The organism is Pedobacter sp. B4-66, assembly GCF_018492665.1.
Lineage (GTDB): Bacteria > Bacteroidota > Bacteroidia > Sphingobacteriales > Sphingobacteriaceae > Pedobacter.
In genome coordinates, this window is the sequence record NZ_JAFVME010000006.1 from 575102 (window position 1) to 592920 (window position 17819).

Here is a 17819-nt window from a genome sequence, read left to right on the forward strand (position 1 = left end):
TTAATCACCATCAGTATCCTGATAAGTTATACGGACACCTGTTGCCGAAGCTACATCAGTTTTGATCAGTGTTAGTAGAATTTGTATTTCACGATACGCAGCTTCAATTTCTGCTTTCTTATTTACTAAAGAAGTTGATAGCGGATCTGGCACTACATTCAGTTTACCAATCGCTAAATCAAACTGCTTAAGCACATCATCACTTAAAGTTTTTTTATTTAGAGCTATCAGATAATCAGACATTCCCTTGCCACTGCTATTGCCAGTAAACATTTTTTTAAGGCTGGATAAGTTTGCTACTGCAAGTGCAACCGATATCCCTGAATGGTAACCTTCTATTTTATCTGGATACTGCACCCCTCCCGACTGCTTTCCGAAAGGCCAGCCAATTCGCGGCCCCTTCATCTGATCCATTTCATAGGCGAATTGATTGATCAGGAAAGCAATAGGACTGCCTGCATCCGAACGTGTATTTTGTATAAATTCGGTCCTATAAGTATTTTTCCATGTAGTAGCCACGCCAGCTGTAAGCACTTTCATACGTGCAAATAAATCCTCAACATATTTTTTACGATTGGCAGCTCCGGCGTCAGTAAATTTAGCCAAGGCATCCGGTGCAAACAAAGCATAATCAAGAGCTGGAAAACCTTGCTGATTGGTGGTAAAATTTTGAGTCAGATCGTAAGTACCGCGTGTAATATTACCATCTATTACTGCATTATCTGCCGGAAAAGTATTTAGAAAATTATTAAGCAAAACTCGTTCAGAGGGGCCAAAATGATTAACCGAAATTTGCTCGTATTGCAAATAGGCAGTTTTAAATGCTACTTTTAAAGTCTGTTGGTTATCAGCATTCGGTGTCGTAAGAAACGTATTTGCAACGATCTCCAGTTGAGCTATTTGTTCGTGCAAACTGGTATACGCGGGAATGATCAAATTATCGGAATAGTTCGTCAGCATACTGGCTTTATCAAAGCCATCAGCTTGTGGTCCATTGTCTTTTCCTGTTTTTTTTGAACAGGCAATGATAATAACTGTAAGTGCCAGTACAGTTATTACTAACCCAGATTTAATAGGATTTATCTTCATATTCTTTAACTTAATGTATTAACAATGAAAGCTCCTGGCGCAAAAGTGCCAGGAGCTTTAGTAAAACAAACCTACTATTTAGTTTAAACCGTAGGTTGTTTTTAATATAGTTTGTGCCTCAACCAATTTGGTAAAACCAGCTTCATTAACCAAAGTATAAAAATTAGTTTTCATGATTGCAGAAAGTTTCTGAAAGTTTGCCTCCGTTAATTTACTGTTGACAGGACGATATTTGAAACATGAAACAAATCCATAACCTTCAGACAAAGCATGGAATTGAGTCGGCAAATCATTTGCACTTGCCGCATTAGTAGGTATAGTCGTATAAGCTAGAGCTGCAGCAGCAACCAATTGTTCCCATTTAGCCTGGATGATCGCGATTTGTTCTTTTACAACCACATAATCTTTAGCACCAATTGCAGCGCGGCCTTTTAAGAAAGCGTTGAAAATTACTTTACCAGCTTCAATTCCTTTACCACGCTCTCCTAAGTAACCACCCCATAATAATGGTCTGATTGCATCGGTGTTAGCATAAGTTTTGTCCGGGCTGTAATCAACAGGTACGCCTAAGTAACCAAAAGCTTCATCCCAGCTGCGTTGCATAGCAGTAGCTCCATTAGTTACAATAATATTATTTGCGCTTGGTACGCTTGCAAGAATATTAATGGCCTCTTTAAAGAATAAAGCACCCATCATACCTTTAGCTACAGCTTGGTTATATTCTAAACCTGTTGCACTTACCAATCTTTTTGAACTACCTTTAAGTACATAACCCACAGTACCATTTGTAGCTTCAACACCATTTTTAGTACTGTTAGCAGCTTGTTCTGTAAAGTATCCTATAAAAGTTGCAGCGTCAGCAGTTTTGTCAACAAGCTTTACACCAGACGTGTTTAGGGTTGCATCTCCAGTAAATGGATTATTTGTATTATTAAAATAATCATTTGCTTTTGCTGAAGTAATAGTAGCATTCAGTGCGGTTCCAAGGTAAGAGTTTAACTCTAAAGCCATTTTCACTCTTTGAGAAGAGGCAGTATAGCTTGCTCCAGCAAAGTTATAAGTTGTTGGCACTTCATAAGGAGGAATTACTTCATCCTGAACTTTGTCTTTCTTACATGAGGCAAGTCCAACAACTGCTAGGGCAACAAATACTGAACTTTTAAAGTATTGAATTTTCATTTTTTATTTGATTATATAAATTATTACTATATTGTTTGTATTAAGTCTAAATAAGTGCTAATCTTGCTGCAAATATTAAAGTCAATTCTAAAGAATTTCTAAAGAGTCTATAAAAAATCAAATTAATTTGAAGAATATTTATGAAGATGTTATTTGTAGAGGATGAGCCCATACTACTGGAAGAAATGGAAAGCTATTTCAGCTCACATGATTGCATCTGTGAGCAAGCGATAACTTTTGGCCAAGCAGAGCAAAAACTAAAAAACTACATGTATGATGTGGTGGTGCTCGACATAACCCTGCCCGACGGAAGTGGGATAGACCTGATAGAGGGCATTAGAAAAAACCATATGGAAACCGGAATTCTTATTCTATCGGCAAAAGACTCACTGCAAGATAAACTAACCGGGCTAAATCTAGGAGCCGATGATTACTTGACCAAACCTTTTTATCTGGAAGAGTTGAATGCCCGTGTTAATGCTATATACCGCAGAAAAACATTAAAAGGTGCTGAACAAATCACATTCGATGATTTCACCGTGCATCCTTCCTCTAAATCGTTCTTTTTCAAAGACAGTGAGATAAGTCTAACCAGAAAAGAATACGACATGCTCATTTATTTTGTCATCAATAAAAATCGTGTGGTTAGCAAGGCTTCAATAGTAGAACACCTTTGGGGAGATCATTTTGACCAGAGTGATAATTTCGATACGGTATACGTACACATGAAGAATTTAAGAAAAAAACTGTGCAATATCTCTGGTAAAGATTACATCAAAACGGTATACGGAATGGGCTATAAGTTTACTCATTAATGAGGCTGTTATCAAAGATTAGCTATTACCATTTTTGGCTCAGTGCAGTAGTATTGGGTATTACCGGTTGTATGTTGTTTCTTTTCCTAAGGAAAGAAATTTCCAAAGAAATAGAAGAACAACTGGAGTTACAAACCGACATGGTTGCCGAAGAAATCCATATGGGACGAACTGTAGCCTTTCCTTTGGTTCAGATTACTAAGGGCGATGAAAGCCTAATGAAACTGCCAAAAATTTTTAAAGACACCCTCATTTACGACAGACTTCAAAAGGTAACCGAAGGCTACTACTACTTCGTAGAAAGTAAAAAAATCAACGGGCAACCTTACCGAATCAAAGTCATGACCACCTATATTGGCTGGGACAATTATTCTAAAACCATCATTTATATTTTCCTATCCATAGCAGTCTTGCTCGTTGTGCTTGGCACTTTGGTTAACTACTTCATTAGCCGCAGAGTCTGGAAGCCTTTTTTAATAAACCTAAAGCGAATGAAAGGGTACTCAGTAAGTTCAAAAGAAGAGCTACAACTCACGCTTACTGATGTTACAGAATTTAAGGAAATGAACAACGTACTAACTGATTTGGCCGCTAGGGGTAAAAGAGAATATACTGCATTAAAGGAGTTTACAGAAAATGCTTCTCATGAAATCCAGACCCCACTCAGCATATTAAAAACCAGATTAGAAAGCATTAGTCAACAGCCATTAACAGAACAAATTGCCCATTTACTTAATGATGCAAAACAAGCAACAATACGGCTCAGCAAAGTAAACAAAGGCTTACTTCTTTTAGCAAAGCTAGAAAACAATGCTTATACAGATGTACAATGGGTATCGCTAGAAGATGTCCTAAAACGCAACTTTGATTTAATGGAAGATCTGTTTCAGCATAAAGGTTTGCGTGCAGAACTACAAATTCAGAGCAAGAAAGTATTTGCAAGTGCCTTTCTCATGGAAATTTTAATTTCTAACCTCCTCAGCAATGCACTTTCTTACGCCCCCAAAGACGCCCAAATTGTTGTTAACCTAAATGAGGAAGCTTTAGAAATTACGAATGAAGGAAAACCACTTTCTTTCCCTGAATCTAAACTATTTTCAAGATTTGGAAAAGACTCTCAAGGTTATAAAGGAAATGGACTTGGACTTTCAATTGTAAAGCAAATTTGCACGCTCAACAAATGGAATGTGAAATACAACTACGAGAAACATACACATCGTTTTAGTATCCATTTCTAAATTCACCATTGTGGATGATTCTGTTATAAAACCACAGCATTTCGATTGAATTCCTTTAACTTTAATCAAAAAAAAACTGTGATGTTAAACCAATTCTGCAGATACAATAACTGGGCAAATTCTCTCTTATTGGATACACTAATGATCAACTCTGCTTTTGTTCCTGAATCATCCATTTTACTGTTTAGCCACATTGTAAATGCACAAACAAGATGGGTTGCCAGAATTAACGGTACCAGCCCTTCCTTTGGTGTTTGGCAATTACATGACCTGGAAACATGCAAAACCCTGCTTGAGGAAAGTGCCAAAGAGCTAACAAAGCTAGAACAGATGGTAAACATAGACATGCAAATCATTAAATACTCCACGACAACGAATGTCCATTTTGAGACTAGTGTTGCAGATATATTATTGCACGTTTTCAACCATGGCACTTACCATCGCGCTCAGATAACCAAGGAATTGAAGCAGTACAATATTCAACCTCCAAGTACAGATTACATTCAATTTGTGAGATTACAATCCTAATGTTGTGTATTTATTTAATTATGACCTTTTTTAGCTGGTTACAGATTTCCTCATTTGATGTTTCTTTGGATGAGTAGTATATTTTTTGGCTGTCTTTTGTTACAATTAAGATTAAAGGATTACTGGTTGAATTAATCAATAGTTTCACCTTTTCGCCATCTTTTGTTTTAAAAGATCCTTTTTTTATTGTCTCTATAGCAAAACCATTTATTTTTGAACTGATCTCTGGCAACTCATTTACTAACTCAATTGATTTTATATCAGCTATGTTTAATTTGGTTCCATAGTCCCCACTTATTTCTAGGGTTTGATTTTTGATTTCAATTTTGTTATCCCTTAGACTATAAGTAAACATAAAAACGATCAAAAGGAATATTATAAAAAGAAATCCCATGACAATATATGTTGAGATTCGTTGTTTTCCGGTACTTCCTTTTAAAAATCGGTTCGCTTTCCAAACAAAATAGATATAGGCTGCAATAGGATAAGTTACCATAAAAATCCCACCCCAAACTGAACTCACAAAGTAAAAGAGAACGACAGAAATAACGAATAATGAGCTCCCTAGAAATACATGGAAGTTTCTGAAATAAGGAACATATGATTTAATATCGAATCTCTGTCTATCTTCTTCAGACATTGAATTATAACCAGAAAGTATATACTTAGCGTTATTTTCAGTAACGATAAATCCTATTCCAATAAACACTAAGCTTAAAATTGTTGTAACTATCAACATCTATCAAGGTTTTCTTAACTATTTTAGAAAAAAGCTGCTATTTGATACAAACATAAAAAATTAGTTTACAGATTTTTTCTACTTTCACCCTGTGAAATTCCTCGCATTACTTTTATCTGTAATTGTGCTGACGCTAACGGCAGCACCATGCTGTGCATTTGAAGAAAATGAGGCTCATGTCCATCAATCATCTTCAGAGGAGAAACATAACAAATGCCCTGAACAAGATGATGATTGTTGTAAGAACTGTTCACCTTTCTATGTTTGTGGAACTTGTATTGGATTTACCATTAACAACTTGTCTGTATTAACATTTACACTCCATTTAAAACCTATTCAGCACAATTATATTTACATCGCAGTTAAATTACGGCAAATGCCATATTCCATCTGGCAACCACCTAAATTAAGTTAATCTCTTATTAACAGTTTTTTGAAGCTGTATTTATTGAAATTACTTAATTATTAAACACATCATGAATAAATATATTTTGCTTATGGTTGCACTGTTTTTTACGGTGTCAGCCTATGCTCAAAACACATACAATGCGGTTGTAAAAAACGCAAAAACCAATAAGGCCCTCATTGGAGCAAACATTAAGGTTCAAGGAACAAACATCAGCTCTATATCGGATGCTGATGGAATAGTTGCATTAAACAATGTTCCATCAGGGAAGCAAATTATCCAGTTTAGTTATGTCGGTTTTAAAACGCGAACTGATACTTTAAATTTCCCTTTAACACAACCTTCACCTATGCTGATCTTACTTGAAACAGACGAGGAAGAAGAGGAATTGGATGAAGTTGTTATTTCGGCTACAAGAAGCAGCAGAACTATTGATAATATACCTACTCGTGTAGAGGTCATTGCAGGTGAGGAATTAGATGAAAAAGGAAATATGAAACCGGGAGATATCCGAATGCTGCTAGCAGAAAGTACAGGTATTCAAACCCAGCAAACTTCGGCCACAAGTGGTAACTCAAGTATTCGTATTCAAGGTTTGGATGGAAAATACACTCAAATCATCCGTGATGGATTCCCTTTATACGCCGGTTTTTCGGGTGGTTTAGGTTTGTTACAAATCGCCCCATTAGATTTACAGCAAGTAGAGGTTATAAAAGGTTCATCTTCTACTCTATACGGTGGTGGGGCAATAGCCGGACTTGTAAATTTAGTCTCTAAGAAACCGACAGAAGAGCGTCAGTTAAATTTTCTTTTAAATGGAACTTCGGCCTTAGGACTTGATGTAAGTGGATTTTACGGACAGAAATTTGAAAAAATTGGAATTACTGTTTACGCCGCTTATAACAAGGGTACGGCATACGATCCATCAGATATTGGTCTCACAGCCATTCCAAAATTTAATCGCTTTACACTAAATCCAAAGCTGTTTGTTTATTTTAACAATGCCACTACCCTTTCTGCCGGAATAAATGCTACCACGGAGAAACGTATAGGTGGTGATTTGGAATATATTAAAGGCAATGGCAATGCTCAGCACAGTTATTTTGAAGAGAATAAAACAGGTCGCTATAGTACCCAGATTGAATTAGACCATAAATTAAATGATAAAGAGAAACTGACTTTTCGTAATTCTGTAAGCTATTATGATAGAAGCATCGGCTTACCATCTTATCTTTTTTCAGGAGTACAGTTATCAACCTATAGCGAAGCCAACTATGCTCGTACTGGCGAAAAATCAGACTGGGTTGCAGGTGTAAACCTTCTTACAGATCATTTCAAGGAGGATCGAAATAGCAATTTCGCCTTAAGAAACTACAATTATACAACAATTGGAGGCTTTGTGCAAAATACATGGAATGCAACAGAGAAATTAACTATTGAATCCGGCATTCGTGGTGATTATCATAATGAATATGGATTTTTCTTTTTACCGAGAGTATCAGGCTTATGGAAAATCAATGAACATTTCTCTACCCGCTTAGGTGGTGGATTAGGGTACAAAGCACCTACTGTATTTACAGAGGACGCAGAAAGAGTCCAATTTCGTAATGTATTGCCTATTGATGTGGCCAATACGAAAGCAGAACGTTCTTATGGAGCCAACTATGATGTAAATTACCAAACTATCCTATTTGATGATAAAGTTGGTTTCAGCATTAATCAAATGTTCTTTTATACTCGTGTCAATAATCCGATATTATTAACCACAACCACGGGCAATAATTTAGCCTATGTCCAACCTAAAGGTAATTTGGATACCAAAGGAATGGAAACAAATGCCAAAATCACTTATGGTGATTTTAAGTTGTTTATTGGCTATACCCTGGCCGATGTAAACCAACACACAGGGAGCACAAGCACCATATATCCACTGGTTTCAAAACACCGTTTAAACAATGTTTTGATGTATGAGGTGGAAGACAAATGGAAAATTGGTGCTGAGGCTTATTACTATAGCAAACAAAGATTAAATGACGGAACCAATGGAAAAAGTTATTGGACAGCCGGATTTATGGCTGAAAAACTATGGGAACGATTTTCTATTTTCATCAACTTTGAAAACCTAACCGATACTCGGCAAACTAAGTTTGATACCGTTTATACAGGTACTATTACCGAGCCAGTTTTTAGAGACATTTATGCTCCAGTTGATGGCTTTATAATTAACGGAGGAATAAAAATAAGATTATAGTGTATTGTTATTTTACAGGGGTTAATGTCTATTAAAACCGGACGTAACAGCCAACTCAATTTAAAACAAAGCCTTCCATTTTGGAAGGCTTTGTTTTAAAGTTTATTCTGCTAAAAAAATATTTCTACTTGATTTGAATGGCCTAAAGTCTGTTTTTCTTTCTTTGGCATATTGAAGGCATTGCTTTTGAAACGCGTGTACCAAAGAAACTGTGCACATGAAAAAATTATATGATGAGGCAGTATTGCTGCTCGAGAAATTAATAAAAACCCCATCCTTCAGTGGTGAAGAAAGCTTTGCTGCAGATCACGTAGAAACATTTTTAAATGAGCGATCTGTAGCTACAATCCGTAAATTCAACAACATCTGGTGCTACAATAAATATTTTGATCCGAGCAAACCTATCATACTGCTCAACTCACATCTGGATACAGTAAAACCGAACTCACAGTATGTAAATGACCCCTTTACCCCCATTACCAAAGATGGAAAGTTGTATGGTCTTGGCAGTAATGATGCCGGAGGCCCACTGGTGTCACTCATTTCAACCTTCATTCATTTTTATGAGCGGACTGACCTCCCTTTTAACCTTTGCCTTACCGCAACTGCAGAAGAGGAAAATTCTGGTCAGAAAGGGATAAAATGCATATTAGATGACCTGATGCCCATTTCCTTTGCGATTGTGGGTGAACCCACAAACATGCAAATGGCTATTGCTGAAAAGGGCTCTATGGTATTGGACTGTTTATCAACCGGGCGTTCTGGACATGCGGCCAGAGAAGAAGGTGATAATGCCATTTACAAAGCCATCAGAGATATCCACTGGTTTTCGAATTATGTTTTCCCAATAGAGTCTAATTTTCCAAACCCGGTAAAAATGACCGTCACCCAGATCAATGGAGGCCTACAACACAATATTGTTCCCGGGGAATGCAGCTTCACTGTCGACATACGATTTGACCACAGCTACACAGAAAAGGAAATACTGAACACCATTAAAAATCATACTTTCTGCGATACCACCCTGCGCCCGAATGTACTAAGTCCCTCTTCCATCCACTTGATGCATCCATTGGTAAAGACGGGCATTGCTATCGGCAGGAAAACCTACCTCTCTCCTACCAGTTCTGATCAGGGATGGTTGGATATGCCATCAGTAAAAATGGGCCCCGGCGACTCTGCCCGCTCACATACCGCTGATGAATACATTTATCTTGCAGAAATCAATGACGGGATCAACATTTACATCGATCTGTTGGAATCCTTATTCCCATATCTCGCTAACGATACCGTGCTAAACTTGCAGACTTCTGAATCATTATAACAATAACAATCCAATATGACAAAGACCCTTCCATAATGGAAGGGTCTTCTTGTTTTAATCCATCGGTGTTTTATTCCTGAACAACAAAAACAACTGATAATAAGACCATTATGATTATATTTAATAATATGGCATATGGATTGGCATAGGCCTAACATAAAATAAAATATCATGCTTACAATCCTGCTTTTTTTAGCCCTGCTGATCCTCTGCTGGGTAGTTTACAAATCAATCGACTGGTTCGAAAAAATCTAAAAATTATGATCGCATTATTCATTATCGCTATCGCCGTATTTATCTACATGATTTACGTGCTGATTAAACCCGAAAAATTTTAATTGTAAATTATGAACACTGAATTACTTGGAATAATAGCCACCTACCTGCTTACATTGGTGATCGCTATTCCGCTGGGCAAATACCTGGCCAAGGTATTTGCCGGAGAAAGAGTCTGGACAGACTTTTTAAAACCTATTGAATCCGGAATCTATAAACTCTCGGGTATTAACCCAAAAGAAGAAATGAACTGGAAGCAGCACATGAAAGCGTTGCTGACCATCAACCTGGTATGGTTGGTTTACGGATTCTTCGTGCTGATGTACCAGGATAAGCTTCCAATGAATCCGGATGGAAACCCTGGAATGACCCCAGACCTTTCCTTTAATACCATCATCAGTTTCGTAGTAAACTGTAACCTGCAGCACTACTCAGGTGAAACCGGCGTAACCTACCTGACTCAACATTTTGTACTGATGTTCCTTCAGTTTGTAAGCTGCGCGACAGGTATTGCTGCAGCTGTGGTACTCTTTAAAGCATTCCGTGATAAAACAAGTACGAAACTGGGTAACTTCTGGGAGTTTTTTGTAAGATCTATTACACGGTTATTACTTCCTTTATCATTGGTAATGGCAATCATTCTTGCTTTTAACGGTTCACCAACCAGCTATGAGGGGAAAGATCAATTCATTTCAGTTCAAGGTGATACGGTAAATGTATCAAGAGGTCCGGCAGCAGCCTTTATTGCCATCAAACACTTAGGTACTAATGGTGGTGGATGGTTTGGTGCCAACTCTACTCACCCGCTTGAAAATCCGAATTACATTACCAATATGGTTGAATTGATTGCACAGGTAATCATCCCTATTGCCATGGTCATCGCCTTTGGTATTTTCATCAGACGCAAAAGGCTGGGCTGGATGATCTTCGGAGTTATGACCATTGGAATGCTCCTATTGTTAATCCCAACAGTAAGTTCAGAACTTGGAGGGAGCCCGGCCATTGCAAAAATGGGCATTTCACAGGCTACAGGAGCCATGGAGGGCAAAGAGGTACGCTTTGGACCAGCCATATCTGCTTATTGGAGTACAGTAACTACAATCATCTCAACAGGTTCAGTAAATAGTATGCACGACAGTACCATGCCACTAACAGGTGCATGGCAATTACTGGGTATGATGATCAACTCCTTTTATGGAGGTTGTGGTGTAGGAGTGCTGAATTATTTTATCTACCTGATCATTGCTGTATTCATTTCCGGGTTAATGGTTGGTAGAACACCTGAATTCCTTGGTCATAAAGTAGAAGCAAGAGAAGTAAAGATAGCTGCATTAATCACCCTACTTAGCCCCTTCTTAATTTTAACAGGAACAGCAATAGCCAGTTATGTGTTTACCAATCATGGCGAAGCTGCATGGGCAGTACAACCTAAAAACTGGTTAAACAACCCAGGTTTCCACGGTTTCTCAGAGATGCTATATGAAATGACCTCATCCAATGCCAATAACGGTTCTGGTTTTGAAGGTCTTGGCGACAATAACGTTTTCTGGAACGTAGCCACAGGTTTTGTGTTGTTCCTTGGTCGTTTCTTACCGATTATTGGACCGATTGCCATTGCAGGTTTACTTGGTGCTAAAAAATACATCCCAGAATCTGCTGGTACCTTAAAAACAGATACTTTGACTTTCAGTCTGATGACTTTTGCAGTGATCGTTGTACTGAATGCACTTTCTTACTTCCCTGCTCTGGCTTTAGGCCCATTGGCAGAATACTTTACCATGCTTAAATAGATTATAATGAAACACTCATCTAATAAATTATTTGAACCTGCCTTAGTGCAAACCGCGCTGAAACAGTCTTTCATCAAACTTGATCCAAGGGTAATGGTACGCAACCCAGTCATGTTTACCGTTGAAGTCGGTACCGTGATTATGGCTTACGTAACTATATATTCCATGAGCAATGAAGGCCAGGGTTCACCATTATATAACTTTTTTATCTTCTTAATACTACTGCTTACTGTGCTCTTTGCCAACTTTGCTGAAGCCATTGCAGAAGCAAGAGGAAAAGCGCAAGCAGACAGTTTAAGAAAAACACGTGAGGAAACCCCAGCTAAGGTTGTTCTGGCTAATGGAAAGATCGAGATCCGTTCTTCCAACCAGTTAAAAAAAGGAGATATATTCACTTGTGAAGCAGGTGACACCATCCCTACAGATGGTGAGATCATTGAAGGTATTGCAACCATTGATGAATCGGCAATCACCGGAGAATCTGCGCCGGTAATCCGGGAGTCGGGAGGTGACAAATCCTCTGTTACAGGTGGAACAAAGGTATTGTCTGATCACATTAAAGTGCAGGTAAATACCCAGCCAGGCGAAAGCTTTCTGGATAAAATGATTGCATTGGTAGAAGGTGCCTCACGTCAAAAAACACCCAATGAGATTGCCCTTACCATATTGCTTGCCAGTTTTACGCTGGTATTCATCATTGTTTGCGTTACCCTGAAACCATTTGCAGATTATGCCAATACCCCGATCACTATTGCAGCCTTAATTTCGCTGTTTGTATGTTTGATTCCAACTACCATTGGTGGGCTGTTATCTGCAATTGGTATTGCCGGTATGGACAGGGCATTGCGTGCCAATGTGATTACCAAATCAGGTAAAGCAGTTGAAACAGCAGGCGATATTGACGTTTTATTGTTAGATAAAACGGGCACCATTACTATTGGTAACCGTAAAGCAACCAATTTTTATCCTACCTCGGGGCTGGATAACAATCAATTTGTTAACGCCTGCATGTTAAGTTCTCTTGCAGATGAAACTCCTGAGGGTAAATCTATTATTGAACTTGCAGTATCGCAAGATCATAAATTATTGACTGCACCTGAAGGATCTAAATTCATCAAATTCACTGCCGAAACCAGATCAAGTGGTTTGGATACGCCAGATGGAAAAAGAATTCGTAAAGGAGCATTTGATTCTATCCGCAATATTGTTTTAACGGCTGGTAATCCTTTCCCAATGGACATTGAAGAGCAGGTAAAAATTATAGCAAGTAATGGAGGAACGCCACTGGTTGTTGCTGAAAATGAAAAAGCCCTGGGTGTAATTGAATTACAGGACATTATTAAACCGGGCATCAGCGAGCGTTTTGAGCGCCTGCGCAAAATGGGTGTAAAAACTGTAATGGTTACCGGTGACAACCCGCTTACTGCAAAATTCATTGCAGAGAAAGCAGGTGTAGATGATTTTATTGCTGAGGCCAAACCTGAGGATAAAATGAATTACATCAAAGAAGAGCAAGCTTTAGGTAAACTCGTTGCGATGATGGGTGATGGTACCAATGATGCCCCTGCCCTTGCACAAGCAGATGTTGGTGTAGCCATGAACAGTGGTACACAGGCAGCTAAAGAAGCCGGTAACATGGTGGATCTGGACAACGACCCAACCAAACTGATCGAGATCGTAGAAATTGGCAAGCAATTGCTGATCACTCGCGGAACACTGACCACCTTCTCAATTGCAAATGATGTGGCCAAATATTTTGCAATTGTGCCAGCTCTGTTTATCGCTTCAATTCCTGCATTGCAGAGTTTGAACATCATGGGACTACACAGTCCTGAGAGTGCGATTTTATCAGCTGTAATTTTCAATGCGATCATTATCCCAATCCTGATCCCTTTGGCCTTAAAAGGTGTAGAATACAAACCAATAGGTGCCAGTGCATTGTTACGCAGAAACTTGCTGATTTATGGTTTGGGTGGTGTTATCGCTCCATTTATTGGCATCAAGCTAATTGACATTGTAGTAGGCTTATTTGTTTAAAAAAAATATCATGAAAAAATACATCATACAATCCTTACGCTTAACACTAGTACTTATGGTATTACTGTGCGTTATTTACCCCCTAATTGTAGCTTTTGCCGGTGGATTTTCAAAAGGAAAAGGCGGAGGTGAGAAGATTACCAAAAATGGTAAAGTTATTGGTTATGCCGCAATTGGTCAATCCTTTACTAAACCAGAATATTTCTGGGGAAGACCATCAGCTGTAGGTTACAACGCAGCAGGATCTGCAGGTTCCAACAAAGGGCCTTCTAATCCTGACTACCTAAAAGAGGTTTCCAACAGGATCGATACCTTACTAAAATACAACCCATCTTTAAAAAGATCCGATATTCCGGCAGATATGGTCACTGCTTCAGGTAGTGGTTTAGATCCAAATATATCTGAACAAGGCGCCATTATCCAGATCAAAAGAATTGCGGCCTATCGCAAAATAGATGAAAAGTCCGTTACCGAACTGGTAGTAAAAAACACCCAAGGACCATTAATGGGCTTGTTTGGCCCTTCATCTGTAAATGTGCTTAAGTTGAACCTTGCCCTGGATGAACTAAAAAAATAATTCCACGACTCTCTTTCCGAAACTGTTGCCTGATCCTGAATGCGTTTGCCAAACCCTGGATCAGACAGCAGCAGGGGAAGTTATGTCCTAAATTTTAATTAAAAAACAAAACTATAAAATGAAAAAACTTTTAGCATTAGCCGCAGCATTAACTACAGGATCAATCGCTTACGGACAGGAAGAACCTAAGATCAAAGTAAGTGGTTACCTGGAAACTTATTTCGGTTACGATTTGAATAAACCTACAGATAACAACAGACCCGGTTTTATCTATTCTCACAACCGACATAACGAAATAAACTTAAACCTCGGTTTCATTAAAGGCAATTATGACAATGGAAGCATTAGGGCAAATGTAGCCGTAATGGCTGGAACCTATGCCAATGCCAATTTAGCTGCCGAACCTGGAGTATTAAAAAATATCTATGAAGCCAATGCCGGAGTAAAGCTATCCAAAACAGCAAATTTATGGCTAGATGCCGGGGTATTCTCCTCCCATATTGGTTTTGAAAGTGCCATTTCTAAGGATTGCTGGGTACTAACCAGAAACATCTCCTCAGAAAACACCCCTTATTATGAATCAGGTGCAAAAATTACTTACGGCAGTAATGACGGAAAGTTTACAGCTACTGCGTTTTATTTAAACGGATGGCAGAGAATTACCCGCCAGAATGGAAACAGCCAGCCGGCTGGGGGTGTACAACTAACCTGGAAACCAACCGATAAAATTACGGTTAACTACAGCAATTATCTAGGCACCGAGGGTGCAGATTCTGTTCGCGTAACGAGATTCTATCATAATGTTTACGGGATATTCCAGGTAACCGATCAGTTTGGATTAACCCTTGGCTTTGATTACGGAACACAACAGAAAGCCAAAGGAAGCAGCGACAAAAATGAAGTCCTTTCGCCTGTTGCCATCGCACAATACAAGATCAACAGCAAATGGGCAATCGCCGGAAGAGCTGAGTATTATCAGGATAAAGATGGTGTTTTTATCGCTACAGGAACTCCTAATGGCTTTAAAACAATTGGGTATTCCCTGAACCTTGATTATGCACCAATTACTAATGCGGTAATAAGATTAGAAGGCAAAATGTACGACAGTAAAGACAAAATATTTACACGTAATTTAAATGCTGTGGACAACAATGCAGCAATTACAGCAAGCATCGCCGTCGCGTTTTAAACTTAGACCTTACCAATTTCGATTACGGGACTCCACTAAAACCAGTTGAGTTCCGTAATTGTTGAAATCAAATATAAGTTATGAAAAAACTGATTTTGTGTTTTGGTATCGGCCTAATTATCGTAGGCCTCTGGTATTTAACAAGTAACAATTACATCATTATTAAATGGTAAATTTAATAAATTATGGAAGAAGACAATAAAACAGATTCAGTAAGAAAATTTCTTGACCTGGTAAAAAAATCCAGGAGAGGAAAGTTTAAAGTATACATTGGTATGAGTGCAGGTGTCGGAAAAACCTACAGGATGCTGCAGGAAGCACATGCCTTACTCAAAAATGGTATTGACATACAGATCGGTTATATTGAAACCCATAACCGTGAGGAAACGCATGCACTACTGGAAGGTATTCCACTCATTCCAAGAAGAAAAATTTTTTATAAAGGAAAAGAACTCGAAGAGATGGATGTACATGCCATCATCAACACCCATCCCGAAGTAGTCATTGTAGATGAACTGGCACACACCAACGTAGAAGGCAGTAAAAACGGTAAACGCTGGCAGGATGTTTCAGATATTCTGGAAGCAGGGATCAGCGTGATCTCAGCAGTAAATATCCAACACCTGGAAAGTATGAACCAGGACATTGAAACCATCACAGGTATTCCAATCACAGAGCGAATTCCTGATAAGATTCTGGAAACCGCAGATGAAATTGTAAACATCGACCTTACCGCAGATGAATTGATTGACCGGTTAAAAGCCGGAAAAATATATGACAAGACAAAAATTGAAAGGGCGCTGGGTAATTTCTTTCAACCTGAACGTATTCTGCAACTAAGGGAATTGGCTTTAAAGGAAGTAGCCCATCATCTGGAAAGAAAAATCAGTATTGAAATACCGAAACAAATCAAACTTCGTCCGGAACGCTTTCTGGCCTGCATTTCCACCAATAATGCCACAGCGAAAACGGTAATTAGAAAAACAGCCAGACTAGCCTCCTACTACCGTTCTCCCTGGATTGTGCTGTATGTGCAAAACAACCATGAAAGTGGGGATCGCATTAAACTTGATCTGCAGCGGCACCTCATCAATAATTTTAAAATGGCCACAGAACTGGGCGCCGAAGTGATTAAAGTTAAAAGTGACGAGGTTACCCAAACCATTATAAGAATAGCAGAAGAAAAGGAAATTACAACCATCTGTATTGGAAAGCCACACCTAAATCTGTTCCAGATCATTATGAGGACAGCAATTTTTAACCAGCTACTCAAGAGTATTTCCGCTACCGAAACTGACTTGGTTATCTTATCATGAGTTACTTTTTATCAGCAACAAACTTATTATCTTGAACTTCCTTTAAAAATGCAATCAGATTAGTAAAGTAATTTTGTTGGTCTTCATGCCTGCTGAATTGATTTTCAAGAGGACACAAATAAGTTCGGCTATTTGGAATAAGTTTTCCTTCCTTCTTAATTTCTTCCGAATTTACTTCTTCGTAGATTCCACCGATAACGAGCGTTGGGATTTTTATATTGCTCAGCCTTTCCCAGGTGTGCAATTTATTTATCTGTATTGAATCGTTTCGTTTAACTCTATCAAGTGAATCATAAGTCTTTATATCCTGGATCGTAAAAAACCTTTTCTTAGGTGGTTCTGAATGGGCGGAATAGTTTTTCATCCCCGTTCCCATATTAGAAAATATAGCTGCTTTTACATGCTGTTGGTACTTTTGTAAATATTCCATAGCCAAGGTGCCTCCACGAGAATGTCCTAATAAATAAAAGTCATCGAGTCCTAGTCCCTTTCTTACTTGTTCTACTTCCTCAACAAAACGTGGACAATTCCAAAGGGTAGTATCAGTAGGAATGTCTGAATTGCCAGTCCCCAATTGGTCATAATAATAGAATTCAATTCCTTCTTTTGACAGGAAGTCTTCAAAACACTCGTAATAGCTAGGACTGAATTCTGGCTCTCCCTGTAATAACAGTACTTTAATTTTACCATCACCGACCTTTTTTGTCCATATATTGTACTTGCCATCTACCAATATCATTTTTATCCCAGAGGTATTGGCTTGCCACGTCGTATCTTTTGTATTTGCTACGATTGAATCAGCAAAGTTTGAAGCTTGATTACAAGTCCAAAAACAGTTTATGGTTAGAAAGAAAAGTATGGCAACTTTCATGATTGTTCTGTTGTCTGACACATCAAAGTTCCGCTATAAACGCGCATTTTGCGAGGAGTTTTTCAGCGTTTAATGGTATTTTTTGAGCTTTTTTACCGGACAAACTGTGCGTTATCCGGACAAATTCATCATTCTTTGCTAAGAAGGAAAAATTGTATACCTGATCGTGTTATAAAAAAGATAAAGGAGATTAT

General features: G+C 38.4%; 16 protein-coding genes. 12 read left to right on the plus strand and 4 right to left on the minus strand.

What is annotated here, in order from left to right; genetic code table 11:
* Together J1905_RS14100 and J1905_RS14105 are read right to left on the minus strand one after the other, a co-directional pair.
* Positions 1-1089, minus strand: coding sequence for an imelysin family protein (locus J1905_RS14100; RefSeq protein WP_214227914.1), 1089 nt, complete (start codon positions 1087-1089; stop codon positions 1-3).
* 78 nt (positions 1090-1167) lie between these two features.
* Positions 1168-2268 (minus strand): DUF4856 domain-containing protein, encoded by a 1101-nt coding sequence (locus J1905_RS14105; RefSeq protein WP_214227915.1) that lies wholly within the window; start codon positions 2266-2268, stop codon positions 1168-1170.
* A 140-nt stretch (positions 2269-2408) separates the two neighbouring features.
* On the opposite strand from J1905_RS14105, the gene J1905_RS14110 reads away from it, so the two are divergent.
* From J1905_RS14110 to J1905_RS14120, 3 genes are all read left to right on the plus strand, one after another.
* On the plus strand, positions 2409-3083 hold the full coding sequence (locus J1905_RS14110; protein WP_214227916.1) for a response regulator transcription factor: 675 nt from the start codon (positions 2409-2411) through the stop codon (positions 3081-3083).
* Positions 3083-4321, plus strand: coding sequence for a sensor histidine kinase (locus J1905_RS14115; protein WP_214227917.1), 1239 nt, complete (start codon positions 3083-3085; stop codon positions 4319-4321). Before J1905_RS14110 ends, J1905_RS14115 begins: the two co-directional genes overlap by 1 nt.
* Before the next feature lie 81 nt (positions 4322-4402).
* Complete coding sequence (locus tag J1905_RS14120; protein WP_214227918.1) at positions 4403-4849, plus strand: DinB family protein; 447 nt, start codon at positions 4403-4405, stop codon at positions 4847-4849.
* A 10-nt stretch (positions 4850-4859) separates the two neighbouring features.
* On the opposite strand, the gene J1905_RS14125 is transcribed toward J1905_RS14120, so the two are convergent.
* The gene (locus J1905_RS14125; protein WP_214227919.1) at positions 4860-5588 is read right to left on the minus strand and encodes a DUF3784 domain-containing protein; all 729 of its coding nucleotides are present in this window, start codon (positions 5586-5588) and stop codon (positions 4860-4862) included.
* 91 nt (positions 5589-5679) lie between these two features.
* Between J1905_RS14125 and J1905_RS23820 the strand changes: the two genes are divergently transcribed.
* The 9 genes from J1905_RS23820 (at position 5680) to J1905_RS14165 (ending at position 16754) form a co-directional block, all read left to right on the plus strand.
* Entirely contained in the window at positions 5680-6003 is a 324-nt protein-coding gene (locus tag J1905_RS23820) for a DUF6660 family protein (protein WP_350027982.1), read from the plus strand.
* 61 nt (positions 6004-6064) lie between these two features.
* Positions 6065-8245, plus strand: coding sequence for a TonB-dependent receptor (locus J1905_RS14130; protein ID WP_214227920.1), 2181 nt, complete (start codon positions 6065-6067; stop codon positions 8243-8245).
* Between the two features lie 217 nt (positions 8246-8462).
* On the plus strand, positions 8463-9569 hold the full coding sequence (locus J1905_RS14135; protein ID WP_214227921.1) for a M20 family metallo-hydrolase: 1107 nt from the start codon (positions 8463-8465) through the stop codon (positions 9567-9569).
* A 260-nt stretch (positions 9570-9829) separates the two neighbouring features.
* The gene (locus tag J1905_RS14140) at positions 9830-9907 is read left to right on the plus strand and encodes a potassium-transporting ATPase subunit F (RefSeq protein ID WP_082035969.1); all 78 of its coding nucleotides are present in this window, start codon (positions 9830-9832) and stop codon (positions 9905-9907) included.
* Between the two features lie 9 nt (positions 9908-9916).
* Positions 9917-11635 (plus strand): potassium-transporting ATPase subunit KdpA, encoded by a 1719-nt coding sequence (kdpA, locus tag J1905_RS14145; RefSeq protein WP_214227922.1) that lies wholly within the window; start codon positions 9917-9919, stop codon positions 11633-11635.
* A gap of 6 nt (positions 11636-11641) precedes the next feature.
* Positions 11642-13672, plus strand: a complete 2031-nt coding sequence (kdpB, locus tag J1905_RS14150) for a potassium-transporting ATPase subunit KdpB (RefSeq protein WP_214227923.1) — start codon at positions 11642-11644, stop codon at positions 13670-13672.
* A gap of 10 nt (positions 13673-13682) precedes the next feature.
* Positions 13683-14249, plus strand: coding sequence for a K(+)-transporting ATPase subunit C (locus J1905_RS14155; RefSeq protein ID WP_214227924.1), 567 nt, complete (start codon positions 13683-13685; stop codon positions 14247-14249).
* Between the two features lie 118 nt (positions 14250-14367).
* The gene (locus tag J1905_RS14160) at positions 14368-15438 is read left to right on the plus strand and encodes a porin (RefSeq protein ID WP_214227925.1); all 1071 of its coding nucleotides are present in this window, start codon (positions 14368-14370) and stop codon (positions 15436-15438) included.
* 185 nt (positions 15439-15623) lie between these two features.
* Positions 15624-16754: a sensor protein KdpD gene (locus tag J1905_RS14165; RefSeq protein ID WP_214227926.1), complete on the plus strand. Its 1131-nt coding sequence runs from the start codon at positions 15624-15626 to the stop codon at positions 16752-16754.
* 1 nt (position 16755) lies between these two features.
* Here the strand turns inward: J1905_RS14165 and J1905_RS14170 are convergent, their stop codons facing one another.
* Positions 16756-17625 carry an alpha/beta fold hydrolase gene (locus J1905_RS14170; RefSeq protein WP_214227927.1) on the minus strand — a complete coding sequence of 290 codons (870 nt, stop codon included), beginning with the start codon at positions 17623-17625 and terminating at the stop codon, positions 16756-16758.
* Positions 17626-17819 lie beyond the last annotated feature (194 nt).